The 22,306-nt window shown below is 49.3% G+C and carries 19 protein-coding genes and 2 pseudogenes; 16 read left to right on the top strand and 5 right to left on the bottom strand.

Translation table 11 applies throughout. The annotated features are described in order from the left end of the window. Positions 1–25: 25 nt before the first annotated feature. The 4 genes from C2U43_RS28035 to C2U43_RS28020 all read left to right on the top strand — a co-directional run bounded on the left by C2U43_RS28035 (position 26) and on the right by C2U43_RS28020 (position 3,051). A complete protein-coding gene (locus tag C2U43_RS28035; protein WP_032610382.1) occupies positions 26–289 on the top strand; it encodes a hypothetical protein in 264 nt (87 codons plus the stop codon). A 229-nt stretch (positions 290–518) separates the two neighbouring features. Then, complete coding sequence (locus C2U43_RS28030) at positions 519–1,325, top strand: hypothetical protein (protein WP_015063028.1); 807 nt, start codon at positions 519–521, stop codon at positions 1,323–1,325. A 46-nt stretch (positions 1,326–1,371) separates the two neighbouring features. Then, entirely contained in the window at positions 1,372–1,818 is a 447-nt protein-coding gene (locus C2U43_RS28025) for a hypothetical protein (protein WP_015063027.1), read from the top strand. A 177-nt stretch (positions 1,819–1,995) separates the two neighbouring features. Beyond that, positions 1,996–3,051, top strand: a complete 1,056-nt coding sequence (locus C2U43_RS28020; protein WP_022652116.1) for a phosphoadenosine phosphosulfate reductase domain-containing protein — start codon at positions 1,996–1,998, stop codon at positions 3,049–3,051. A gap of 27 nt (positions 3,052–3,078) precedes the next feature. Here C2U43_RS28020 and C2U43_RS28015 read toward each other — a convergent pair whose 3' ends face one another. Next, the gene (locus C2U43_RS28015; protein WP_023279901.1) at positions 3,079–3,714 is read right to left on the bottom strand and encodes a hypothetical protein; all 636 of its coding nucleotides are present in this window, start codon (positions 3,712–3,714) and stop codon (positions 3,079–3,081) included. 613 nt (positions 3,715–4,327) lie between these two features. Between C2U43_RS28015 and C2U43_RS28010 the strand changes: the two genes are divergently transcribed. From C2U43_RS28010 to C2U43_RS27990, 5 genes and pseudogenes are all read left to right on the top strand, one after another. Then, complete coding sequence (locus C2U43_RS28010; protein WP_007897923.1) at positions 4,328–5,575, top strand: tyrosine-type recombinase/integrase; 1,248 nt, start codon at positions 4,328–4,330, stop codon at positions 5,573–5,575. Positions 5,576–5,591: 16 nt separating this feature from the next. Further along, the gene (locus C2U43_RS28005) at positions 5,592–7,328 is read left to right on the top strand and encodes a hypothetical protein (RefSeq protein ID WP_233899739.1); all 1,737 of its coding nucleotides are present in this window, start codon (positions 5,592–5,594) and stop codon (positions 7,326–7,328) included. After that, positions 7,316–9,433 (top strand): hypothetical protein, encoded by a 2,118-nt coding sequence (locus C2U43_RS28000; RefSeq protein ID WP_017384059.1) that lies wholly within the window; start codon positions 7,316–7,318, stop codon positions 9,431–9,433. Before C2U43_RS28005 ends, C2U43_RS28000 begins: the two co-directional genes overlap by 13 nt. A 3-nt stretch (positions 9,434–9,436) precedes the next feature. Continuing rightward, complete coding sequence (locus tag C2U43_RS27995; RefSeq protein WP_017384060.1) at positions 9,437–9,865, top strand: hypothetical protein; 429 nt, start codon at positions 9,437–9,439, stop codon at positions 9,863–9,865. Positions 9,866–9,955: 90 nt separating this feature from the next. After that, positions 9,956–10,644: pseudogene (locus C2U43_RS27990) on the top strand (IS3 family transposase); the annotation flags it as partial. A 546-nt stretch (positions 10,645–11,190) separates the two neighbouring features. Here the strand turns inward: C2U43_RS27990 and C2U43_RS27985 are convergent. Both C2U43_RS27985 and C2U43_RS27980 read right to left on the bottom strand, forming a co-directional pair. Beyond that, positions 11,191–11,499, bottom strand: coding sequence for an ArsR/SmtB family transcription factor (locus tag C2U43_RS27985; protein WP_032415288.1), 309 nt, complete (start codon positions 11,497–11,499; stop codon positions 11,191–11,193). A 95-nt stretch (positions 11,500–11,594) separates the two neighbouring features. After that, the gene (locus C2U43_RS27980) at positions 11,595–12,719 is read right to left on the bottom strand and encodes an alkene reductase (protein ID WP_023279877.1); all 1,125 of its coding nucleotides are present in this window, start codon (positions 12,717–12,719) and stop codon (positions 11,595–11,597) included. A 260-nt stretch (positions 12,720–12,979) separates the two neighbouring features. Here C2U43_RS27980 and C2U43_RS27975 point away from each other — a divergent pair, with 260 nt between their 5' ends. The 5 genes from C2U43_RS27975 (at position 12,980) to C2U43_RS27955 (ending at position 17,694) form a co-directional block, all read left to right on the top strand. Next, positions 12,980–13,912 (top strand): LysR family transcriptional regulator, encoded by a 933-nt coding sequence (locus C2U43_RS27975; protein ID WP_158002126.1) that lies wholly within the window; start codon positions 12,980–12,982, stop codon positions 13,910–13,912. 82 nt (positions 13,913–13,994) lie between these two features. Further along, positions 13,995–14,870 carry an MBL fold metallo-hydrolase gene (locus tag C2U43_RS27970; RefSeq protein WP_017384065.1) on the top strand — a complete coding sequence of 292 codons (876 nt, stop codon included), beginning with the start codon at positions 13,995–13,997 and terminating at the stop codon, positions 14,868–14,870. A gap of 106 nt (positions 14,871–14,976) precedes the next feature. Then, a complete protein-coding gene (locus C2U43_RS27965) occupies positions 14,977–15,828 on the top strand; it encodes a DMT family transporter (protein ID WP_023279882.1) in 852 nt (283 codons plus the stop codon). 75 nt (positions 15,829–15,903) lie between these two features. Then, positions 15,904–16,740, top strand: a complete 837-nt coding sequence (locus C2U43_RS27960; protein WP_023279881.1) for a helix-turn-helix transcriptional regulator — start codon at positions 15,904–15,906, stop codon at positions 16,738–16,740. A gap of 294 nt (positions 16,741–17,034) precedes the next feature. Further along, positions 17,035–17,694: an SDR family oxidoreductase gene (locus C2U43_RS27955; protein WP_007897903.1), complete on the top strand. Its 660-nt coding sequence runs from the start codon at positions 17,035–17,037 to the stop codon at positions 17,692–17,694. 41 nt (positions 17,695–17,735) lie between these two features. On the opposite strand, the pseudogene C2U43_RS27950 reads toward C2U43_RS27955, so the two are convergent. Further along, a pseudogene (locus C2U43_RS27950) lies at positions 17,736–18,332 on the bottom strand (LysR substrate-binding domain-containing protein); the annotation flags it as partial. Between the two features lie 233 nt (positions 18,333–18,565). On the opposite strand from C2U43_RS27950, the gene C2U43_RS27945 reads away from it, so the two are divergent. Further along, positions 18,566–19,804 carry an IS110 family transposase gene (locus C2U43_RS27945; RefSeq protein WP_003030308.1) on the top strand — a complete coding sequence of 413 codons (1,239 nt, stop codon included), beginning with the start codon at positions 18,566–18,568 and terminating at the stop codon, positions 19,802–19,804. A 467-nt stretch (positions 19,805–20,271) separates the two neighbouring features. On the opposite strand, the gene C2U43_RS27935 is transcribed toward C2U43_RS27945, so the two are convergent. Beyond that, a complete protein-coding gene (locus tag C2U43_RS27935) occupies positions 20,272–20,598 on the bottom strand; it encodes a four-helix bundle copper-binding protein (RefSeq protein WP_022649401.1) in 327 nt (108 codons plus the stop codon). A 431-nt stretch (positions 20,599–21,029) separates the two neighbouring features. On the opposite strand from C2U43_RS27935, the gene C2U43_RS27930 reads away from it, so the two are divergent. After that, positions 21,030–22,163: a glutathione-independent formaldehyde dehydrogenase gene (locus C2U43_RS27930; RefSeq protein ID WP_022651297.1), complete on the top strand. Its 1,134-nt coding sequence runs from the start codon at positions 21,030–21,032 to the stop codon at positions 22,161–22,163. Positions 22,164–22,306 lie beyond the last annotated feature (143 nt).

Raw genomic sequence — 22,306 nt, 5'->3', positions numbered from 1 at the left:
ATTTAAAAATTGCAGACGGAGAAAAATGATGATTAACAAACAGGGCAACGCTGTAAATCTCCCGGACTTAAGCCGACTGTATATTATCTCAGGCCGCATGATGTTTGATGATGAGGAAGAAGTGATGCTGGTTGAAGCCGACTCCTCCGGTGAAGCAGAAGCGGCATTCCGGCGACATATCGCCGACAGAGAGGCACACATTGAAAAGGCACTTGTCATTTCGTCGGCGTCCCTTCAATCACTGTTACCAGACCGGATCATTGTTTCCGCCCTGACACATACCTTATAACTGAATCTTTCCCATTTAATAAATGCCGCCCTTGTGGCGGTTTTTTATTTTTTCCGCATAATTACTTAATGCCGCCCTCTAAATAATGGCTGGATTAATAAATATGGCGCCTGTCTTCTCTATAAAAACTTCGAAAATATTTCATTTCGGGTTATTAGGTGCGGGTATCTGTTTTGATATTATCTATTCACAGACAGCAATCACACTTAATTAAATAAGGAGTTATGCAATGGCAAATAATTACACTCAGGCATCCTTCACAATTCTCTGTTCACAGGAACAGGCTCAGATGGCTCTGGACGCGATTGCGTATGTTACGGACACGGATGTGTCGGAAGGTGATCACCTGCTGTCTAAACCTGCTTCAGAGTGTTCCCTCACTGAACTGCTGGTCCTGGGTATTATTCAGAACCACCCGGAGTGCGATCCGTTTGAGCCGACTTTTGGTCAGCCGGAGTCACCAGAAGACAATTACGAGCTGGAACTCAAAGCGGAAATCACCGGTAGCGGTCTGGCAATCAGCCATGATGAAAGCATTAACCTCGACCACGCAATCGCGGTAACAACTGCCGTGTTGTCGGTGTTTAACCTGCCTGAAATGGTCACAATCAATGCCGCTTTCGTCTGCGACCGACCACGCGAAAACGAGTTCGGCGGTGCGACAATCGTGGTGACTAAAGATACACACCACTATGAGGAAGGCTTTAATTTTTCCCGCCTGATGAACGAAGCCCATGATGCCGGTGTTCAGTATGCGTTGGTGAAAGTGAACCAGTATAACCACGAAAACACATACACAGAATGCTATCTGATGAGCTGCAAAGCGTCTGAATCGCCTTATGACGTTGCACGCCACCGCCTGGCCTCGGACGAGAGTACTTCTGACGATCCTGATGAGGATGGAGTCATCATTCTCAGCGAAGAAGACAACACCAGCATGGCGCTTCACAGCGTCACCGAACTGACGCCCGTCGTGTACGACAGCCTGAGCAAATTGCTGCCTTCGCTGGACGTATTGTGCCCCGTGACTGCCTGATAACCCTAGATTGCCACCGGGACAGCCGGTGGCATGGAGAGCTGAAATGTTCAATAAACTTTTGATTGCGTCCGCTAGCTGCATCAATGAATTTGCGAGTGAAGTCCCGCAAAGCGTCTTCTTTTCCATTGATACATCGCTGGCTCAGCGTATCCGTGAACTGGCGGCATACGTGAAAGAGAATGATTTGTACGTTGCAGAGTTTTTCTTCTATGACTGCCTCTGGTCCGAAACATCGGAAGAGGACATTGAGGAACTCATGGCGAAGGCTGCATTTATTGAAAGTGACAGTAACGGGCAGGAAACCATGCTCCGGGACGTCATGCCGTCCTCTCGCACGGAAACAACTTCCATCCGGGTCATGAAAGAATCATTTCAACTGACGGCTGTACCCCGCCATTGCGGTGATGACATGATGCTCAATACCCCCAGAATTCCGTTGGCAGAGCTGGAATCAAATACGACGGTTTTAATTACCCAGCAGTATTCGTGAGAGCGTGGTAAAGATAATATATTTATTGCCGCGTAATTCTATTTATTCAGTGCTATTTAGTTAAATTGGCATAATTCCAATTTAACTAAATTTATCTTCACATATTGCACTGAAGATATTAGATGGGTTTAATAAATAACGCGATAATGCAGCGAAAGCCAAAATTCAGGAAATAATATGTATATCGAAATAAAAGAAACATTCCTTGAATTACCCTCAGAAATTCAATTTTCTGAGGCGGCTAACGCTGCCATTCTGACGCAGGATAAATGGGGCGATGTCTGGCAAACACTGAAGACCGATGCGGATCTGAATTATACCGATGCCGGTGAGCCGGTCAGTCTCGCATCGCGCGTGACGACGGCAACCAGTGCCATTTATCATGCGATTACCGAAGGCTGGACCATGTGCGTCGGCTACAGCGGCGGGAAAGACTCCCACTCGCTACTGCACCTGTTCCTCATGGCCCTGATCCGTGCCGTACGGAACGGGTCGAACGTCAGCCAGCACCACTTCATTCAGATCTCCAACACCCTGATTGAAAACCCTGAGATGCATCATCAGTCCACGCAGGTTCTCAGCCAGCTCCGAGCCTTTATTGCCGAACAGCAACTGCCCGTGACCGTCCTGGTGGCCCACCCGTCCATGACCCAGAGCTGGGTCGGACGCATTCTGACCGGGCGCGGACTTCCGACCTGGACAAATTCCAATACGCGTCAATGCTCTACAGATCTCAAACGCTCTCCACTGCGCCAGGCCAAAGCCCGTTATTTAAAAAATGCACCAGCTTCCGTCCGCAACAAAGTGTGCCTGATGCTGGGTTCCCGCGATGATGAGAGCGCCCGTCGGGCAGGCAACATCCTCAGAATGGGCGGGCAGTCGGACAGCGTCTCGCTCACGGAGCTCGGCGGCGAACTGTACCCGGTGAAAGAGTGGCGGACACAGGATATCTGGTCATTTCTGATGGCCTGTGGTTCGCTGGCGCGATTTCCGCTGCCAAGCTTTTTGCCGGACAACTTCAGCCTCGCCACGCTTTACAAAGACGCGACCGGGGAATGTATCTGGACGCCGGAGAAATACACGGCCCGGTCTTCTGCCTGCGGCGCTCGCTATGGATGCTCGCTTACTCTTGTTTTTATGTATTTAGAGTTAAACTCTACTTTTCTATTTTTAGAATTCAAGCTATTCATCGTAATTGAGAGATATCCTTTTAATGTTCAGCAAGCCTGTTAAAAGCACTTTATCTGAACCGCGTTTTGCCTAAATCCTGCTCAATATATACTCTCCCTGAGTTCTGAAATCCTCAAATTCCCCAATCTTAAAGCATTGATACATAGATGATGTCAGATAATGCGCAATCATCTCACCGCCAATATGGATCCGTTCCGGGTGTGAGTATGTCGCCTGTATAGCCCTTTGTTCATTCATCATTACAGGAATTGTCTGCAACAAATCCCCATCCAGGATTTGGCACTCAGGTTTTACTCCTGTTCCGTATTGTAATTGCTCTGATTCGAAATCATGGACTGAGCGATAGGCGAACGAAACGATATTTCCTGTTTCCTCGCAAATTGCGAACTGATAAACACTGGTTGTCACCGTTGAAGAAGAGGGAATTGCATGGTCATGCTTGTATTGTTTCCACAGCCTCCTTAGACAGGCCGATGTATGATAATTGAGATTTTGTATACCTGATACGACCATTCTGGTTGATGCTTCAAGCAACCAGGTGTTAGAAAATCCACCTGCCCCCGTACCTGCTATGATGGTTCTTAGCTGGGGGATGTAACCTGCTTTGGAAACAAAAGATAACGGCTCCCCATTATCGGTGACGGCAAGGGTATCTGTTACAATCAGTGCTTGTGCTTCGTCTGTATAAAATATCAGTGATGACATATTTTCCTCATCCAGAAAAGACATTACATGAATCACAGAACAGGTCACTACAACCACGTGAAAGGGAGTCAGACCATTTTCCAGAGGTAAATATATTCTTGTGTTTGGACGCGTTGCGGTTCTCTGTAAAAAATATATAGCACAAACAAAAGTCCCCGCAGGGATAAATATAGTTATATGCGCTTTTTCTGCTGGCTTTTACAATTGAAAGTGACAGGTAAACGAAATGTGTTACAGGTTTCTTTTGCTTTTCGTTGGGTTCTGTATATGCGAATTTACCCTGTGTGTTATTTTTGCAATGGACTCAGGCTGTATTCAATCAATTAAGGTTTACTTCTGGCATTAAGATGTATCCGTTGCCTGTTTTTTAAGGGCACGGTTTGTGCCGGGAAATGAAAATCACATCTTAAGTTCTTCACTCAAAGGATTTGTGATGTTTATCACGTATGGTCCGGGTAACGTGTTGAGGTCAATGTATTGCATCGTGATGGTGTCGTTACATCTTTTACTTTCCTCCTGATTTGCATATTCACTCCCGGCAACCTGGTTGTTTGTTTTTTCTTCTTCCGGATTTATAGTGTAGGCATGAGGTGGCGTTTCAGGGCGACAGACTGTGAGGATAATCACTAACATTCATGCGCGTTATGGGCGTGTCAGCAAACTGGATGCAACAGAGCCGAAACTGAAATTTGAACCCGGATTTCTGTATGCTGAAATACCTTATATTAGCGGCATCCAGAATCGAAAACTGAGCCGATATGTACACTTTTATCTTATGGATAAAGCTATCCTGCAGGCCAGGGATTTAAAGCCTTTAGCCCGGGCATTTTTACGCTGGATAAGGTGGCTGGAGGATAACGGACTTGACCCTTTCACCCCGGGAACGTTGAAATACCAAAGCCCTACATATGGCTTCAGGGAGTATCTTCTGGGGGCCGTAAGGCAGGGGCGCATCGCCTCATCCACCGCGGCGGTGTACATCAGCGTTATCCGACGGTTTTACGTATTTCTGGGCAAGTGTGGTGAGCTGGCTGCCAGCTCATTTTTTACGTTGGTCGAAAAAGTCGTTGACGGGCGACGCAAGGTGATAAGTTCGGATCTTGCCATCAGGATAACCAGCACAACAAAAAGGACAATCAACCCACTGAATGATGCAGAGGTTCATATCCTGGATGAGGCACTGAAATCTGAGTCCGGGTTGTTCAGTTTAATGATTGTGCTGATGAAAAATTGTGGGTTACGGCTGGATGAAATGCTGACCCTGCCGTCGTCACTCTTTACTGAAGAGTACCTTGCCAGTGTCCCTGTATCTGAGTTGACCATCAGGGGGCTTCATATTGGTCCGAGATGCGGAGTTCATACGAAGTTTGGGATGACGCGAGAACTCTTCATCACCAGACGATTGTACGAGCAGGTTCTGGATTATCTGGCGGATGAGGAGTATGAAAAGAAGATCCAAAAATGGCGTGCACGACAGGGTGGGGAAGGGCGGCACGAGCCTTTATTTTTAATGGCAAACGGGAAACGGATGTCTGAAAAAGCCTTTTACTCCCGCTGGTACAGTTTTCGCCATCGCCTGGCCCGGTCTGCTCCGGGAAATGTGTTCAGACATAAACCCCATGATTTGCGGGCAACGTTTGCGACCCATTTTTTACGCTCGGCACTGAGTTGCTATCCCGATCAGGCCGCAAATGCGCTGGGTACAGTAAAATACTGGATGGGCCATAAAAGCGAAAATACGACGATGAAATACATCGTCTTTCTTCAGCAAAACCAGATTTCTGATGCAGTCGCCGGGGTCATGGACGCATTGATTGACGGTGCTGCAGGTCGCGATGGAGCCATATATGAGCCGGAGTGAAACGCAGATAACGTGGATGGCCGAAAATGTGCTGTCATGGGAGACGGTCAGCGGACACATCACTCAGCGGGATCTGAACCGATATTATTTACTTGACGTTTATCTTCAGGCTCATTTTTCAGATTATGTGTTGCTCCCCGGATGGTTTAGTGAACATTCGCATCTTGCCCGCCCTGAAAAACGCGATTTTATTGCCTCTCTGAAACGATTTCTTCTGTCTTACCGTCCCGCCGGAAGGTTAACCATTTTCCGTTATCTCAATATGTTTTTTATATGGCAGTCAGTCAATCAGTATGACTATGGCACGGCTGAAGGCGTTGAAATGTATATTAAACATCTCATGAACGATATTCGTCGGCGAAAAATTTCAGTCAGGATGGCAAGACACTACTTGTCCGTGGTCAACCGGTTTTTGCTTACGGGCGGGCAGATTCAGAGGCGGTATGAATATGAATTCTTACCGAAAGGAACGTATCAGCAGCAGGGAAGGGATAGCTATACCAGGAATGAACTTTCCGAGATCCTGAGGCAGTTGTCATCCATGAATGAGTTCCTTGCGGGATGTATCCGGGAGCATATCGCTAAATCGGAAAAAGGGGTGCGGCATTTCTCACCGTCTTTGCTGGCACCTGTTTATGAAGCGTATTTCCGGTATCCGGGAGAGAACGGGGTCAGCAGGGCAGAGATCATCATCAGGGACGTTCTGGAAAATTACTTTCTTACTTCTTTTTTTCTGTTCTGTTACCACACATGGGGAAACACCTCTCAGGTTCTGGGTCTGACGCGGGATGATATACATCTGGATGAAAAGGGTATCAGCACTGATTATGTTTATAAGGGGAGAGCGAATAAGTATATACGTCTGACGATAGGTAAATCGGAGTATGTGACCAAACGTGCGGGCTATTACTGGTTTCTGTCTTTTATCAGGCTCAGGGACGACATCGTTAACTATCTGGTTTCCGCAGATAACTTCCCTCCGGTACAGGCGCTGTTTCTGAGTGAGCCGCAGGTGAAATTCCATAAGCTTTATTCTCTTAATCCCAGTCATCTGACTAAATTTTCTAACTCTGAGGGGGCGTGGGCCACGATGCGGCAGCTTAATCCCTCGCTTCCATCAATTACCGTTTCTGGCTTGCGCAAAACGTCTGAGCAGTATACGGACAGAACATTAAAGAATGGTCTGATTACGGCGGAAAAAGCACAGCATAACTGGGGCACTTACAGGCGGAATTATGCTGCAGGTAACCCACAGGGGGCGAAGGAAAACTTCAGTGCTGCACTTGATACGCTTATGAATCAGGGGATTGCGACACGTGCGTTATCCGAGCGGGTAAAAGTTGCTGATGAGCTGGGGATCGATCTGCGTGGAAGCGATGAGGGTGTGGATCTTTTATTGAATGGCCTGGGATGTCGATCGCAGGAGCCGCCTACAGATATTGAATTGCGCTTTATAAAAAAGCAAAAACGATTTGGCCGGACACCAAAGGCTTGTGCGGATTTTTCTCATTGTGTCGAATGTTCAAAAAGTTGCGTTGTGGAAACGCTGGAGTCTGTATGGCTCCTGCTGTCATTCAGGCATGCTATCGAGTATGGAAAACCGTTGTACATCGGTTCGGTCAATGCTGTGGAGCGTTATGAAACGTTACTCCTGAAGATTGATTTACGGCTTGGGCTGGTAGATGAGGCGATCCTGAAAAAAGCGCGCGTTAAACTTCAGCGAGAAGGTGTGGCTCCGGTATGGCAGATTTGAAGAAAAAAGAGGTAAGCCGTAGTCGAATGGCGGAGTTTCCTGCCGGAACGCCGCTTCGTTCAGGGGATGAGTTTCCGACTGAGGATATCATCTGTGAGGCACTAGAAAACAAAAGCTTTGAACGTCTGAATAACTGCCTGGTTATCGCCAGCTCAGATGAACATGATATGCGTTTTATCAATGAGGAGACGCTGAATATTTATTTCAGGGATGATGTCTGGACCAATCGCTATGTCAGAACCCATATTGGTGAAACGTTAAGAACCGTTAATTTTTCAGGCATACGGGATCCTGAACTGCGTCTTGAAGCCAAAATCATCTCAGCCAGCCTGCTCTGGATTGTCGGCAGGACCGCGAAGACGCAGTCCCTGATCCGGAAATGTGCAAACATTGTGGCGGGAGCCCGTATTATTGAGTCTATGGGGTATCGCAGTCTGTTTCAGCTTCGTTTTCCGCTTGTCCGGAATGCTTTCATTGTAAAGATGAAGGAGGAGGATGAGCACGGCAGGAAGCGTTCTGAAAGAACATTACGTAATTACTTTATGGACCTGGCGGATATCTCGCTGACAGGTCATACCCGTCTTCGAAAATACGGTTACTTTCCTGATATTAGCTTCGACAGTTACAACAGTGTGGATGATTCAAACCAGACATATTGTATGCCTTTCAGTCTTATGATGTCTGTCTGGGAAGGGCTGATTACTGAACTGGATGCTGAAATCAGTGATTTCGATTTTGACGGGTTTTCCCGGCTGTGCGCTATCATAAACGGTTTTTATGATTCGCCTTACTATACGTCGATGCTGGAAGCCCGTAAAAGAGGGACAGCAAAAAGCATACCGGATTACCGGGCCGCGTATTACTACAATATTGTTGCCGGGGAAATTCGGGCGCTTTTCGCGACACTTGGCCCCGGGATGCAGGGCTGGTTCTCGGTACATAAAAATAAGCGCTGGAGATCTGATTTTATTGGCGTTGATCACATAAAGCTGAACACCTGGCATTTTGAGCTGACGTTAAAAGTCATGAATGTGATACAGGCCATGTCGGGGATGAGACACAGCGAAGTGCTTGGCGTGATGCACGGTTCACTGATTTATGATGGTGATATCCTGGGACTTCGTTCGGTGTTGCATAAGTTCGCCCCGGAAGGTGGAAGTCACGAAGACTGGGTTGTTTGTCGCTATGTGGAAAAGCCTTTTCAGCATTTACGCAGAATTAATCAAATCATGACAGGCCTGGACGGGAAGACGCTGGACAATGTTCCATTGTCTTTAAATATCAGGTCGTGGTTCTCGGAGCAAAAACTCTCTTTTATGGGGACGCAGCGCCAGACTGAGTGGGCAAAGAAATTTGTGAAAAGACACCATCTGTTCATCCGACGTGACCATATTGATGAGTTCAGGCTTTTAAATCCAAACATACGTGATGATGAACGCGTTGCGATGGAGATTCGGGAGGGGGCTTTCTGGCCATTGCGAACCCATCAGTTTCGCCGTTCACTTGCTGTACACCTCAGGCGTCTTGATCTGATTTCTACTAATGATCTTATCCGGCAGTTTAAGCACTTAATCAGAGGCATGACGGAGTGGTATATGTCCGGTGCACTCAACGCTTCGCATTTTAGCCGGGCGATCCCTCAGGCATTCGCTGCCGAGATTGAGAGGGTTGATACCGAACTCTCAGCTTCCAGGGCTGTTTCTTATCAGCATGAAGGCCTGCTTTATGGCGAAGGCGGGAAGTTACTGATGTCCCAGAGAGGTGGGCACTTACATCAGATGACGTTTCCTACACTGAAAAAAGCGATGAGCATGGCTAAACGAGGCGGGCAAAAACTGGTATCTCTTGGAAACGGTTTTTATTGCATGAATGGCCATGACTGCGAGTTTAAGGCGGTTGTTCAGTCAGCGTCCTGCAATCCGGGATGTGAGAACATGCTGGCCGGAGCTGATTCTGTTCCCGTGTGGAAACGCAGGATGGCTCATTATGACAACCTTCTGGAGATTGCCGTGCGAAATAATGCTCCTCAGGCTGACAGGGATTTTCTGATGCTTGAGAGAGATTTTTATGCAGATGCTGTCCGTTTTTTTGAAAAGGATGAATAGAGCATGACGAACGAACAGTCGGGGGTTAAAAAAACACAGGCAAGAGCAGAGCAGGCCCTGAGGGAACTGATGTTATCAGGGGAGCGTATCAGCCAGTATGCTGTGGAAAAACGAGCGGGGCTGGCAAACGGCACCCTGAATTATAACTGTCCTGAGTACAGGCAGGTCAGGGAGGCTATCCGCAGTCTGAAAAAAACGTGCCAGGGCACCGCGCCGGTTGATGAGCAGGGCATTGAGCAGCAGATCAAGCTGAAAGAAAAGTATCGCCGTCAGAGAAATGAGCTGAGGGAAGAAATCAAAAAGATGATGGCTGAAAATGTAGAGCTGTTACATAACCTTATACTTTTACAGCAGTATGTCAGGGAGCTTGAACGCAACACCGGGAGGGAGAAAGGGGACGTCATTCCGTTCTCGGGTGGTGTCAGGGACTGAGGCTATACTGAACGGAAGGACGCGAGGTGAATCGCCACAGGTTTAACAGACACCTCAGAGTCATTTAAGATGACTTAAAGAGAGGTGCCCATGAGCGGTAAGCGTTATCCTGAAGAGTTTAAAATTGAAGCAGTCAAACAGGTTGTTGATCGCGGTTATTCTGTTGCCAGCGTTGCAACGCGTCTCGATATCACCACCCACAGCCTTTACGCCTGGATAAAGAACTACGGTCCGGATTCTTCCACTAATAAAGAACAGTCAGATGCTCAGGCCGAGATCCGCCGTCTTCAGAAAGAGCTGAAGCGGGTTACCGACGAACGGGACATATTAAAAAAAGCCGCGGCGTACTTCGCAAAGCTGTCCGACTGAGGTACGCCTTTATTCGTGACAACACCTATTGCTGGCCTGTTCGCCTGCTCTGTCGGGTGCTGGATGAACATCCCAGTGGTTTTTACGCCTGGCTTCAGCAGCCGCATTCACAACGCCATCAGGCAGACCTGAGACTGACAGGACAGATTAAACAGTTCTGGCTGGAATCGGGATGCGTCTATGGTTATCGCAAAATCCATCTGGATCTGCGGGACAGCGGGCAACAGTGCGGAGTGAACAGAGTCTGGCGACTGATGAAACGTGTCGGGATAAAGGCTCAGGTCGGATACCGGAGCCCGAGGGCATGTAAAGGCGAGGCCAGTATCGTGTCGCCCAACAAGCTCCAGCGACAGTTCAATCCGGATGCTCCGGATGAGCGTTGGGTAATCACAGCGTGGTTTCCTCAAACCCTCGCTGTGAATTAACTGAAATACTTCATTGAAGCTGTAACCAAACAGTTAACTGAAAGAATGAGCCCGCAGAGCATTGCACAGCGATGACACCATTTGTTGAGCTTCACCGTTTTCGCATACAACCGTCCGGAATTTGGAAAAGCACTGTCTTTTTGTACTGACCGATCATGATTAAGTGACACCTCTTCGAAAAAGAGAGCGCGATGAGCGATTAATATATGGCTCGAAAGACAATTATGTTGGGCTTTTATGACCGCTGTCAGAGGTATTATCTTACCCGGACGGCAACAGGGTCGGAATGTCATCAGCGGCACTGTAACAAGCTATCCGCCATCTTAAATATCTGCAGGTCCTTGCACCGAGTATGCACACCAACCGACAGAGTGATTTGACCCAAACTGGTGGATATTTTGCAAAACTATTAGCCTCTTATGACCGGTCTGCAGCCTGATATTGAGGAATTAGTGCGCTTTCATGGAATGCCTGCCGGGATCGCAAGTACGAACCCCCGGTACTGTTACACTGAATGTGCTCAGTCCTGTATCAGATTGTATTTTTCAGCAACTCAAGAACAACCCTTATTTTATCATTGTCACGTTTGTAGTACGTCCAGGGACCGATGCGCTGAGAAGTAACAAGTTGTGCCCGTTGAAGAGCTGAGAGGTAAAGAGAAACGGTAGACTGTGAGAGCCCGACCTTTTCCTGAATGATACTGACACACACACCGAACTCGTCCGCATCAGCATAAGGCTGATGGAAGTGTATTTTCGGTTCCTTGAGCATATGCAGAATTTTTCTTCTAACAGGGTTTCCCAGCGCCTTAATCACGTCATTCAAATCAATATCAGGCATAAACTCTGTCACTTGTCGCATTGAGGAATTGCAATGTTACGATACTTCTCTACGTTAAGCATCAGCTTTTGAAAAGCTGATGCTCATAAGAATGGTTAGCCAAAGGCGGGATAATCTGTGTAGCCTTTTGCCGTTCCACCATACATGGTTGTTGGATCGACCGGATTCAGTGGCCATTCATGATAAAGGCGCTGCGGTAAATCCGGATTAGCTATGAACGGGCGGCCAAATCCGATAATGTCTCCCCAGCCAGCACCGATAATCCGTTCGGCTTTTTCTTGCGTATATCGCCCGGCATACATAATTACACCGCTGAATAACTTACGGACTTCAGCTCTGAATGCTTCAGGCAATTCGGGAGCATCATCCCAGTCGGCTTCAGCAAGAGAAATATAGGCTATTCCGATTTCTTCAAGAATTTTAACGGCTTCGGTATAGGTTTCATGGGGATCATCTTCCACCAGGCCAAGATAGACCCTTACTTCATCCGTGGTCTGAAAGAGCGGAGCAAAACGGACTCCCACACGGTCTTTACCGACCACATCAGCGACAGCCTGCGTCACTTCGCGCAGAAACCGCAGCCGGTTATGTAATGAGCCACCATATTCATCCTCTCTTTTGTTGCTATGGGATGACATGAACTGGTTAACCAGGTATCCATTTGCACAGTGAATTTCCACACCGTCAAAACCGGCATCAAGGGCGTTCTGAGCTGCCCCGGCGTACATCCTGACAATCTCACTAATTTCCTCTTTTTCCAGTGCGCGGGGGCAGGAAGCGGTAGCCAGCGCACCCTCTCCCGGCCCGGTTTCGATGAATACCTTAACGTTTTCCCCTGCCGGTATCGCCGACGGAGCGACAGGCGAGGCGTTACATGGCTGCAGGGAGTTATGGGATACTCTTCCGACATGCCAGAGCTGGGCAAAAATGATGCCTTCTTTTTCATGCACTGCCCGCGTCACTTTCTTCCAGCCTTCCACTTGCCGTGAGCTGTAGATCCCCGGGGTCCACGCATAACCCTGCCCACGAGGTTCGATTTGTGTTCCTTCGGTCACCATAAACCCGGCACTGCTGCGCTGTGCGTAATATTCAGCCATCAGTTCGTTCGGAATATCACCCGGTTGTGAGCTCCGTGAGCGGGTTAAAGGCGGAAGTACAACACGATTCTTCAGGGTGTAGGGACCTAGTCTGGTGGGAGAGAACAGGTTTTTCGTCTTCATTACATATCCTGATATAGCGAATTTTCAATATCACTGAAACGCCATGTCTCAGCATTTACGACCTGGCATGTCGTCGTTCGGCCGATGTAGCCGCAGAACCACGACACTTTATTCCACATATTGAGATTTACCAATATCTAGATTTATAAAAATTATGATCGGATGAGCGGAACGGGGGGGTTGCCTGATGGCTCACAGAATCGGCATCATGAACCTAAATGGTTCTGATAATGTTATCGGAGATCCTGAACGGGAACGGTATGCGTCACGATTTTAATGACTATGTTGCATTCATGGCAGTAGCACAGGAGTGCAGTTTTTCACGGGCTGCTGTCCGCCTCGGGATCTCGGCATCCACGCTTTCACACACGATACGTCGTCTCGAGGAGCGCGTTGGCATGCCGTTACTTATGCGTACAACCAGGCGGGTGGCTGTCACCGAAGCCGGTAAACAATTATTACTGACGCTTGAACCCGGTCTTGCGCGCATTGAAGCGGGCGTGACAGCTCTTCAGAGACTGCGCCATACACCGGCTGGGCTGGTCAGACTTACGGTATCAGATCACATGATTCATGAATGTCTCTGGCCACGATTATCACCGTTACTAAAAAAATATTCGGATATCAAGGTGGAAATGTCGCAGCAGAACGGTTTTGTCGACATTGTTGAGGGCAATTTTGATGCCGGAGTCCGAATTGGTGATGACATATTAAAGGATATGGTGGCCGTCCGAATCGCACCGGACATACGGTTTGTCGTCATTGGATCGTCCACCTATCTTGCAGAAAGAGGTCTGCCGCTACATCCCTCTCAGCTGGAAAAACATGACTGCATCAATATACGTCTGTCACCCACAGGCCCGCTGTATGGCTGGGAATTTGTCAGGCAGGGGGAGATTGTGAAAAAAGTGGACGGGCAGCTTACTTTTTCAAGCATTTATCCAATGCTTCAGGCAGTAAAAGATGGCTACGGCCTGGCCTACCTGCCGGAGTCTTCTGCCCTGGCGGGGATTGAGGCGGGACACTATTGTCGGGTGCTTGAGGACTGGTCAGAGGCTTTTCCCGCCGACATGATAATTCCAATAATGTCCATTACAGGCTCCGGTAAAGATAATACCGACACCTTACATGAGAAAGGCAAAAGCAATATAACCTGCTGTGCTCCGGATTTTAAGAATGAGCGGTTTACGTAGCAGGATGAGCAGTTCGAACCAGAAATTTCGTTACTATTGCTAAAGTAAAACCTGATGACCTCTAATCGTAACGGAGACCAATATGACTTCACAACTGAACTGGCAGGCCCCGGCTATCAATCGCAAAAAAGTAGGTGACATGACTGTGACCATGCTGAGTGATGGCTATCTGGACGTATCTTTTGAGCTGCTGTCTGGTATTGACGGCTCACGTGCCGAGGATTTACTGCAGAAGCGCGGTGTGCCAGCAGTACCCCGTATTAATATCAACGTCTACGTTATCCAGACGCCTGAGCGAACCATCCTGATTGACAGTGGTGCCGGAGGTATCAATGGCTGGGGCGGTCGGCTTCAGGTAGCCCTGGCCGCGGCAGGCATTGACCCGCTTCAGATTGATACCCTTCTCCTGACTCACGCGCATCCTGACCATATCGGCGGGCTTGCAGGCCCCCTGCAGACTCCCGTTTTCCGCAATGTTCAGCAGTTGTTTGTGCATGAGAAAGAACTCGCTTTCTGGCGTGATGAAACCATTTCCGCTGGCGCGCCTGACGCATTCAAGCCGTTCTTTGAAGTAGCAAGGAACGCCTTCAGCGCTTATGACGACAAACTGGTGCCATTCCGCGAGGAAGCGATTTTACCAGGTATTCAGACTGTACCGCTGTTCGGCCATACACCAGGACATACCGGTTATCTGCTGGGTGATGAAAAAGAGTCGCTGCTCATCTGGGGTGATATTGTTCACTTCCCGCACATTCAGGTTGCTCAGCCTGACGTTACTATCGCGTTCGACAGCGATCCTGCGGCGGCGGCGGCCATCCGTAGCAAAGTGCTTGACCGCGCAGCGAGCGATAACCTGGCTGTCAGTGGTATGCACTTCAACCTGCCTACTACCGGTAAGGTTATCCGTGAAGGTAACAGCTTCGCACTGAATTACGACCTGTGGTCACCCGCAGTCTGATCACCTTCCTTCCCGGTGCACACAATAGTGACCGGGAAGATCCCCTTTCATATCGCCCGACAAGAACCCACCTGCAATACTATGAATATCACTGCCTCACAAAAAAATGGCTCATTACTCTTGCGCCCTGGCTTTTTGTATTCCTCTGGAGTCAGGGTTTGTCGCAGCCAAATTTACCGTGCAGTACAGCGCGCCGTTTCATCTTTTATTCCTGCGTGGCGCATTTTCCTGTCTGGTCCTTCTGCTGCTTACACTGGGGTTCAGGGCCCGTTTTCCGTCCGGCAGAGGAATGGTTCGCAACCTGATTGTCGGACTTTTCCTGCAGAGCTTCTTTCTGGGCGGATGCTTTTATGCCATCCATCGTGGCATGCCGTCAGGCATTGTGGCGCTCATCACCGGCCTGCAGCCGGTACTGACTGCAATACTGGTTTCACTCATGCACCGTCAGTCCCTGCATCCCCGGAAATGGCTGGGTATTGCGATTGGCTTTGCGGGCGTTTTCCTGGTGCTCTCGCCAGGCCAGCATAGTTTTGCACTGGATCCTGTGGCTTTTGGGTCGGTCATGCTGGGGTTATTTGGCGTAACGATCGGAGCGCTTTATCAGCGCCGTGCTCAGGGAGATGGACATATCTTTGCGAACACGTTTTTACAGTACGTCACTTTGACAATATCGATGGGTGCAATTAGCCTGATGTTCGAATCTGCTCCGACGCAGTGGAGCTTATCATTTGCGCTGGGTCTGGGCTGGCTGGTTATTGGCGTATCGGTTCTGGCGATTATGTTGCTGATTTTTATGATACGAAGCGGTGAAGCAACCAAAGTCGCTACTTACTTTTACCTGGTTCCCATTCTCACGGCAGCTGAAGCGTGGTTGCTGTTTGGAGAGGCCATTACATTGCCCATGCTTGTGGGTATGGCAATAACTATAATCGGCCTGATTTTTGTCATCCGGGAATAGACAACCGCACGCGTCGCTGTATGCTTTTGTATATGGCGACGTATAATAGCGGTCAAAGTCAAATTCCGGATGAATATGCAAACAGTCAGCTTTTCCGATTCTCCCGTTGATGATCTCCTCGCTGAGCTTCTTACCCTGGCACGCTCCCGTTTTCCACTTCCCTGCGATTGCCTTCGCGCAGAACAGACGCATCAGGTAAAGAAGTTCGAGGTGGAAGGTGCGACCCTTTCCTTCCCGCTGGAAGGAGAATTCCGGTATCGTGAAAATGAGAAATGGCACCGGGTGATCCCGGGCGAGATTATGGTCGTCCCGAATGCCCGTAGCATCGATATAGAATATGCCCCTTCAGAACAAAGTGGTGAGTTTGTTGCCCTGAGCGTGGTGCTCGCGGAGGAACAGCTTGAAGCAGCCAGGCTGTTACTTGCCGCACCACCACCACAGGACACCGGCAGCATCGCAGCCATTTCCGTATCAGCTCTTCTTTCACCCCTTAACCGCTGGACAGCCGCAATGCGGGAAGGGAAGCGTCCGCTTTCCCTGCACGCCATGGTTGAAGTGGTGCTCTGGCTTTATGGCATGGGATACCATGCTTTGCTGCGAGCCCGGCAGCCAAGTCTGGCCATGAAAATCCGTCAGATGGTAGCGGACAAACCGGCTCATCCCTGGAGTGCTGCTGAAATTGAAGATCTGACGGGACTCAGTGGCCCCACGCTTCGGCGCCACCTGGCCAGTGAGTCAACCAGCTTACGCTCAGTTATCGCCGATGCACGTATCGCGGAGGCTCTCCGCCTGCTGATGACATCGACGCTGCCGGTAAAAACGGTCGCGGGGCGGGTGGGTTACAATTCACTATCGAGCTTCAGCAAGCAGTTTTCTGAACGCTATGGAATCGAACCTTCAGGGTTCCGCTGACTTCAGTTCGTTCAAGGTACACATTGCGTCCCTCGCACTTCAGTAACTTGCGTGGATCTTTCGAATATAACGGAAGATATTGGCCGGCATTGCGTGTAACCGGTTCAGGAGTTCTCATCGTGACGGGAGAGCTAAATCGGTACGGCTGTTGTTCTCAGCTATAAGAACAACTGAGTATCTGACCAGCTGTCTGGTGCTGGCAGCAGCATGCAGTGCAATCGGTCAGGCTCAAAGGAACTGACCTGATGTCAGGTTATAATTTCGGACACATCATAACCCCAGAAGGAGACAACTGTGGTTCATGTTTTCATTATCGGTGGTGCAGGCAAAATCGGCCAGCGTCTGTGCAGGATCCTTTCAGGTAGGGGGCATGCTGTTCGTGCCCTCTACCGTAAGCCAGAGCAGCAGGCATTGCTAGGCGAGCTGGGTGCTGAGCCCGTCAGTGGGAGCCTGACAGAGCTGGATGCAGCTGCGCTGGCGATGCACTTTGCAGGTAGTGATACAGTGGTGTTTACTGCCGGTGCCGGCGGTAAGGGGGGACAGGAGATGACCAATGCGGTCGACGGCGAAGGGCTGAAAAAGTCGGTAGCTGCCGCCCTCAGTGCCGGTGTGTCTCGCTTTCTGCTCGTTTCTGCATTCCCGGAGTCCGCACGGGGAGAAACCACTTCTGAATCATTCGAAAATTATATGCGTGTTAAAAAAATGGCCGATGTGGAACTAGCACAAAGCGAGCTTGACTGGGTGATCCTGCGCCCCGGCGCGCTGCAGGATAAGACTGGTACGGGTTATGTACGTGCCGGCCTGGCCATCCCGTATGGTAACGTGCCCCGTGATGACGTGGCGGCTACGCTGGCTGAACTCATTGAGCAACCTGCCGTCAGCCGCGTCATCATTGAGCTGACGTCTGGCGATGCTCCTGTCCGTGAAGCCATACAGAAGCTGGCGGGCCGATAAAAGGCAGCGCACGTACCAGCAGGCTGCAGGCCCCCAGGCGTTTACAATAAACTTTCCAGCCAGTCGGTAAACGCCCGTACTTTTCGGGAGAGATGGCGGTGCGGATACAGAAGTTACAGTTTGCGATTCGGGGACGTATTATCTGGCAGAACCTCTACCAACAGCCCGCGATCGAGATAAGGCTGCAAAAAAATATTCATGCCCTGTAGTATTCCCAGCCCCGCCAGGCCTGCTGCAATGTAGGCTTCTGAGTTATCCACGACAAGCCTGCCTGGAAGTTCAATTTCGGTGGAGCCCTCTGACGTCCCGAATGTCCAGGGCATAACTTGTCTGTTGCTGCTGTTAATCCAGTTGACGGCCTGATGCTGCTGCAACTCGTCCATTGTTTCCGGGGTGCCGTGTTGATCAAGATACGCAGGACTGGCGCAGGTCGTCATTTTAACGGTTCCCACCTCCTTTGCGATATAGTCGCCATCGTCCAGCTCCCCCACCCTCAGTATGCAGTCCAGGCCATCATGCAGCATATTCCGTCGGCGGTCTGAGCTGCTCAGGATAATTTCAATTCCGGGATGCTGGCGATAAAAATCAGGCAGGTTGGGTATAACAAGTAAAGCCGCAAACGCGACAGGCATATCTATGAGCGAATTATAGTCATTCGCACCCTGAGAATTACACTTTAAGTGATTCAGGGTATGCGCTTACTGGTTACGAATATTGAGCGAGAATCACGTGATGATCGCCGCTTTTCTTTCGAGCCAGTGGGTGCTCCACGTTCGCTAACGAATACTCAGGGCATGCAGATAAACTGCTGGCTATATTTCTTTCGAAGAGCGTGGAATGCATACCAATCCCCGATAAAAAGGAGTTGGTGATGACTGCGACTAATCAATTTGCTGCGCACGTTGGTCTGGACTGGGCAGATAAAAAGCACGATGTCTGTGTTCAGTTTAAAAACGGTGAACGCACATTCCATGTGATTGAACATACGCCGGAAGCACTTGATGTCTGGCTTACCGAGTTACACCAGAAGGTAAAAGGCAGGATCGCTATCGCCGTTGAGCTGAAGAAAGGTCCCGTGGTGTATGCTCTTCAGAAATATCCATTTATCACCGTTTTCCCCGTCCACGCTTTGTCCCTGGCTCGTTACCGGCAGGCCTTCTCGCCCAGCGGCGCTAAAGATGACCCGCAGGATGCCGAGCTGGCATTAGAGTTAATGCTGCGTTATCCCCAAAAGATAAAAGCCATTGAACCCGACAATGCGGATATCCGGTTACTCCAGCAACTGGTTGAGCAGCGCCGTCAGCTGGTTGAAGATAAACGCCGTTTTGTGAACCGGATAATCAACACACTTAAACAGTATTATCCTCAGCCACTGGAGTGGTTCTCACATCGGGGTAGCTTACTATTGTGTGAGCTGATTATCCGGTGGCCCAGTCTGCAACAACTGAAACGAGCGAGGCGCGACACGATCCGCAACTTTCTGAATGCCAAAGGTGGCCGCGCAATGGCTCTTACCGAGCAACGTGTTGCGAGTATTGATAACGCGATCCCATTGACTACAGACCCGAGCGTTATAGAGGCTAATGCTTTGATGGCAACAGCACTGGCGACACAAATTAAAGTCGTGAGTGAAATCATCAAAACCTATGACGAACGAATCGAAGCGTTGTTTGACACATTGCCAGATGCGGAGCTGTTCAAATCACTTCCGGGCATGGGGCCGTGTATGGGCCCACGAATGCTTGCTGCACTTGGTGATAACCGTGACCGGTTTAACAGCGCTGAAGAAATTCAAAACTACGCAGGTATTGCACCGGTGACAGAACGAAGTGGCCAGAAATCCTGGGTTCACTGGCGATGGCAGTGTGCCAAGTTCGTCAGGCAAACCTTTGTTGAATGGGCTGCCAAGACGGTTAATTCATCATACTGGGCCAGACTGTATTATCAGGGCCTCAGAGAGAAGGGCAAATCTCATCAGTCTGCGATCCGGGCACTGGCGTTCAAATGGATAAGGATCATTTACCGCTGCTGGAAGGCCAGAACCCAGTACGATGAAGCAAAATATTTGCTGGCTCTCGAAGCGCGCCACTCGCCCTTACTGAAGCCATAAAAAGCTTGTCGAATGTCTCAGGGCGTGAAGCGGGCGTCAAAATGATAGCGACAGGAAAGTTCTGCCATATTAAACATAACAACCCTTGGGCGCACCGCCGCAGGCGCCCTCAGCACGTTTCTGCGGCCTCCCGCCTGTTTCCGGCACCTTTCAAACGCCCCTGATGATTTCTGCGCGTCTGCATGGCTATGCAGTGAGATCTGCTCTCCACCGATTAGTGCATGCAGATTTTGGAAACGTCCAATTCTGGCACGAAGCGGTCACCCCGGCGGGGTGCAGTCCGCTGTCAGCGAAAACGGACATTGAGCCAATCAAATAATCTGTGCCAGAATTTGTCATTGAGGCTAGTACTTTCGAGTAGATCTATTTCCCGCCCGTACTCTTAAACTCATCTATCTCATCCTTCTACGACTTATTACCGGGAATATAAAACCCCGCCGAAGCGGGTTTGGTAATTTGAGTTTTTCTCAGGCGGCCATCTTTCTGCATTGTTCGGCGCAGTGATGACAAGCGCTTGAGCAATCCTGACAATGGTCATGTTCATGCTTTCCACACTCGTCACCGCACTTCTGACAAACATCAGCGCAAAGACGGCAAAGATCCTGGGCAGACCCGCTATTTAGTGTCATGAATTGAGCTGCAAGACGGCAGATATTTGCACACTGCATATCCAGTTTTATGCACTCGCGCATCATCTCCAGATTCTCTTCGTCGAGACACGAAGCCGCACAGTTATCACATGCCGTTGCACATAGATAACAGGCTTCGATGCATTTTTTGTATTCGTCTAACATAATTTCTCCTTAGCTAAGGTTACGTATTAAGCATGGAAGAGATAACTGATTATTCAAATTTTGAATTAGTTAATTACCTTTTCAGCATTTCATATCATTGATTCAAAGTGCATCTCTAGGGTTACCTAATTCACCTATGTCTACTTCTGGCACAATGCAGAAATGAGATAGATTTACTTTATCCGCTTCTCGCTCAAAGCTGTCCGTAATCCCTTGCCTGCTTAAAAAAACCGGATTAACGTGTGATGTTTTTACGTTTTCCAGGCAGCCTTCATCGGTAAGTACCTGTCTTACAGACTTCAATGCACTTAGTTAAGAAACATCCTAATCGTCCTTTCGCCGATCGCGAGATCTGTTATGGCAGCTAAACTCGATTGATACCCCAATCCGCGGGGCAGCATTTCCTTTCCGCACGCAAGAAGGAGAAGATCATGAAAGCAGTAATTTACAACGGTCCTTATGATGTAAAAGTAAAAGACGTACCGGATGCGAAAATTGTCCGCCCCACGGATGTACTCGTCCGCATCACCACCACCAACATTTGTGGGTCGGACTTGCACATGTATGAGGGCCGGACCAGCTTTGAACAGGGACGGATTCTGGGTCACGAAAACCTGGGTGAAGTGGTCGAAATTGGCTCAGGCGTTGAACGTATTAAGGTGGGCGACTATGTTTGTCTGCCGTTTAACGTGGGATGTGGTTTTTGCGAAAACTGTGAAAAAGGTCTGACCGGCTTTTGTCTCACTACCAATCCGGGTACGGCAGGCGCAGCTTATGGTTTTGCTGAAATGGGTCCCTGGGAGGGAGGTCAGGCGGAACTTCTTCGGGTGCCATTTGCCGACTTTAACTGCCTTGTTCTTCCCCCTGATGCGGCAGAAAAAGAAGATGATTATGTGATGCTCTCTGACATTTTTCCTACCGGCTGGCATGCAACAGAACTTGCCGGATTGAAGCCTGGTGAAAGCGTGGCCATTTATGGCGCGGGGCCGGTCGGTTTGATGGCAGCTCATTCGGCGATCATTAAAGGTGCTTCACAGGTGTTTGTGGTTGATACGCACACAGACCGGTTGGCTCTGGCTGAAAAAATGGGGGCGACGGGCATCAATGCTACTGGCGATGAAGCTGTACAAAAAATTCTCGACCTGACGGATGGACGCGGTACGGATTGTGGCTGCGAATGTGTTGGCTATCAGTGCTGTAACAAACATGGCCATGAAGATAACTCTGTTACCATGAACAGTCTTGTTGCGTCGACGAAAGCAACCGGGGGAATTGGTGTGGTTGGCGTCTTTATTCCTCAGGATCCGGGGGCTGAATCGGAGCTTGCCAGAGAGGGTAAGATGCCATTTGATTTTGGGAGTTTCTGGTTTAAAGGACAGGCAATCCGTACCGGCCAGGCGAACGTTAAGGCCTATAACCGTCAGCTGTCTCGCCTCATCCATCACGATAAAGCCAGTCCGGGCAAAATAATTTCTCATCGTCTTTCGCTTGAAGAGGCTCCTGCCGGATATAAGCACTTCGATGAGCGGGATGAAGGATGGACGAAGGTTATCCTTAAGCCTTAAATAGAGTTATCCGGTATGAGAAAGCAAAAACCGGGAAAGAATGTATGACTTTTGACAGGGTGCAATAAAATATCCTGTCAGGGCGTTATTATTCATACTTTCAGCTGCCAGGCGCTTCCATATCCAGACTTGTTCCCTGATTT

Source organism: Citrobacter freundii complex sp. CFNIH9, from assembly GCF_002903305.1.
Classification (GTDB): Bacteria; Pseudomonadota; Gammaproteobacteria; order Enterobacterales; family Enterobacteriaceae; genus Citrobacter; species Citrobacter portucalensis.
The sequence above is the reverse complement of the archived record's forward strand: the minus strand, read 5'-3'. Positions and strand labels throughout refer to the sequence as shown.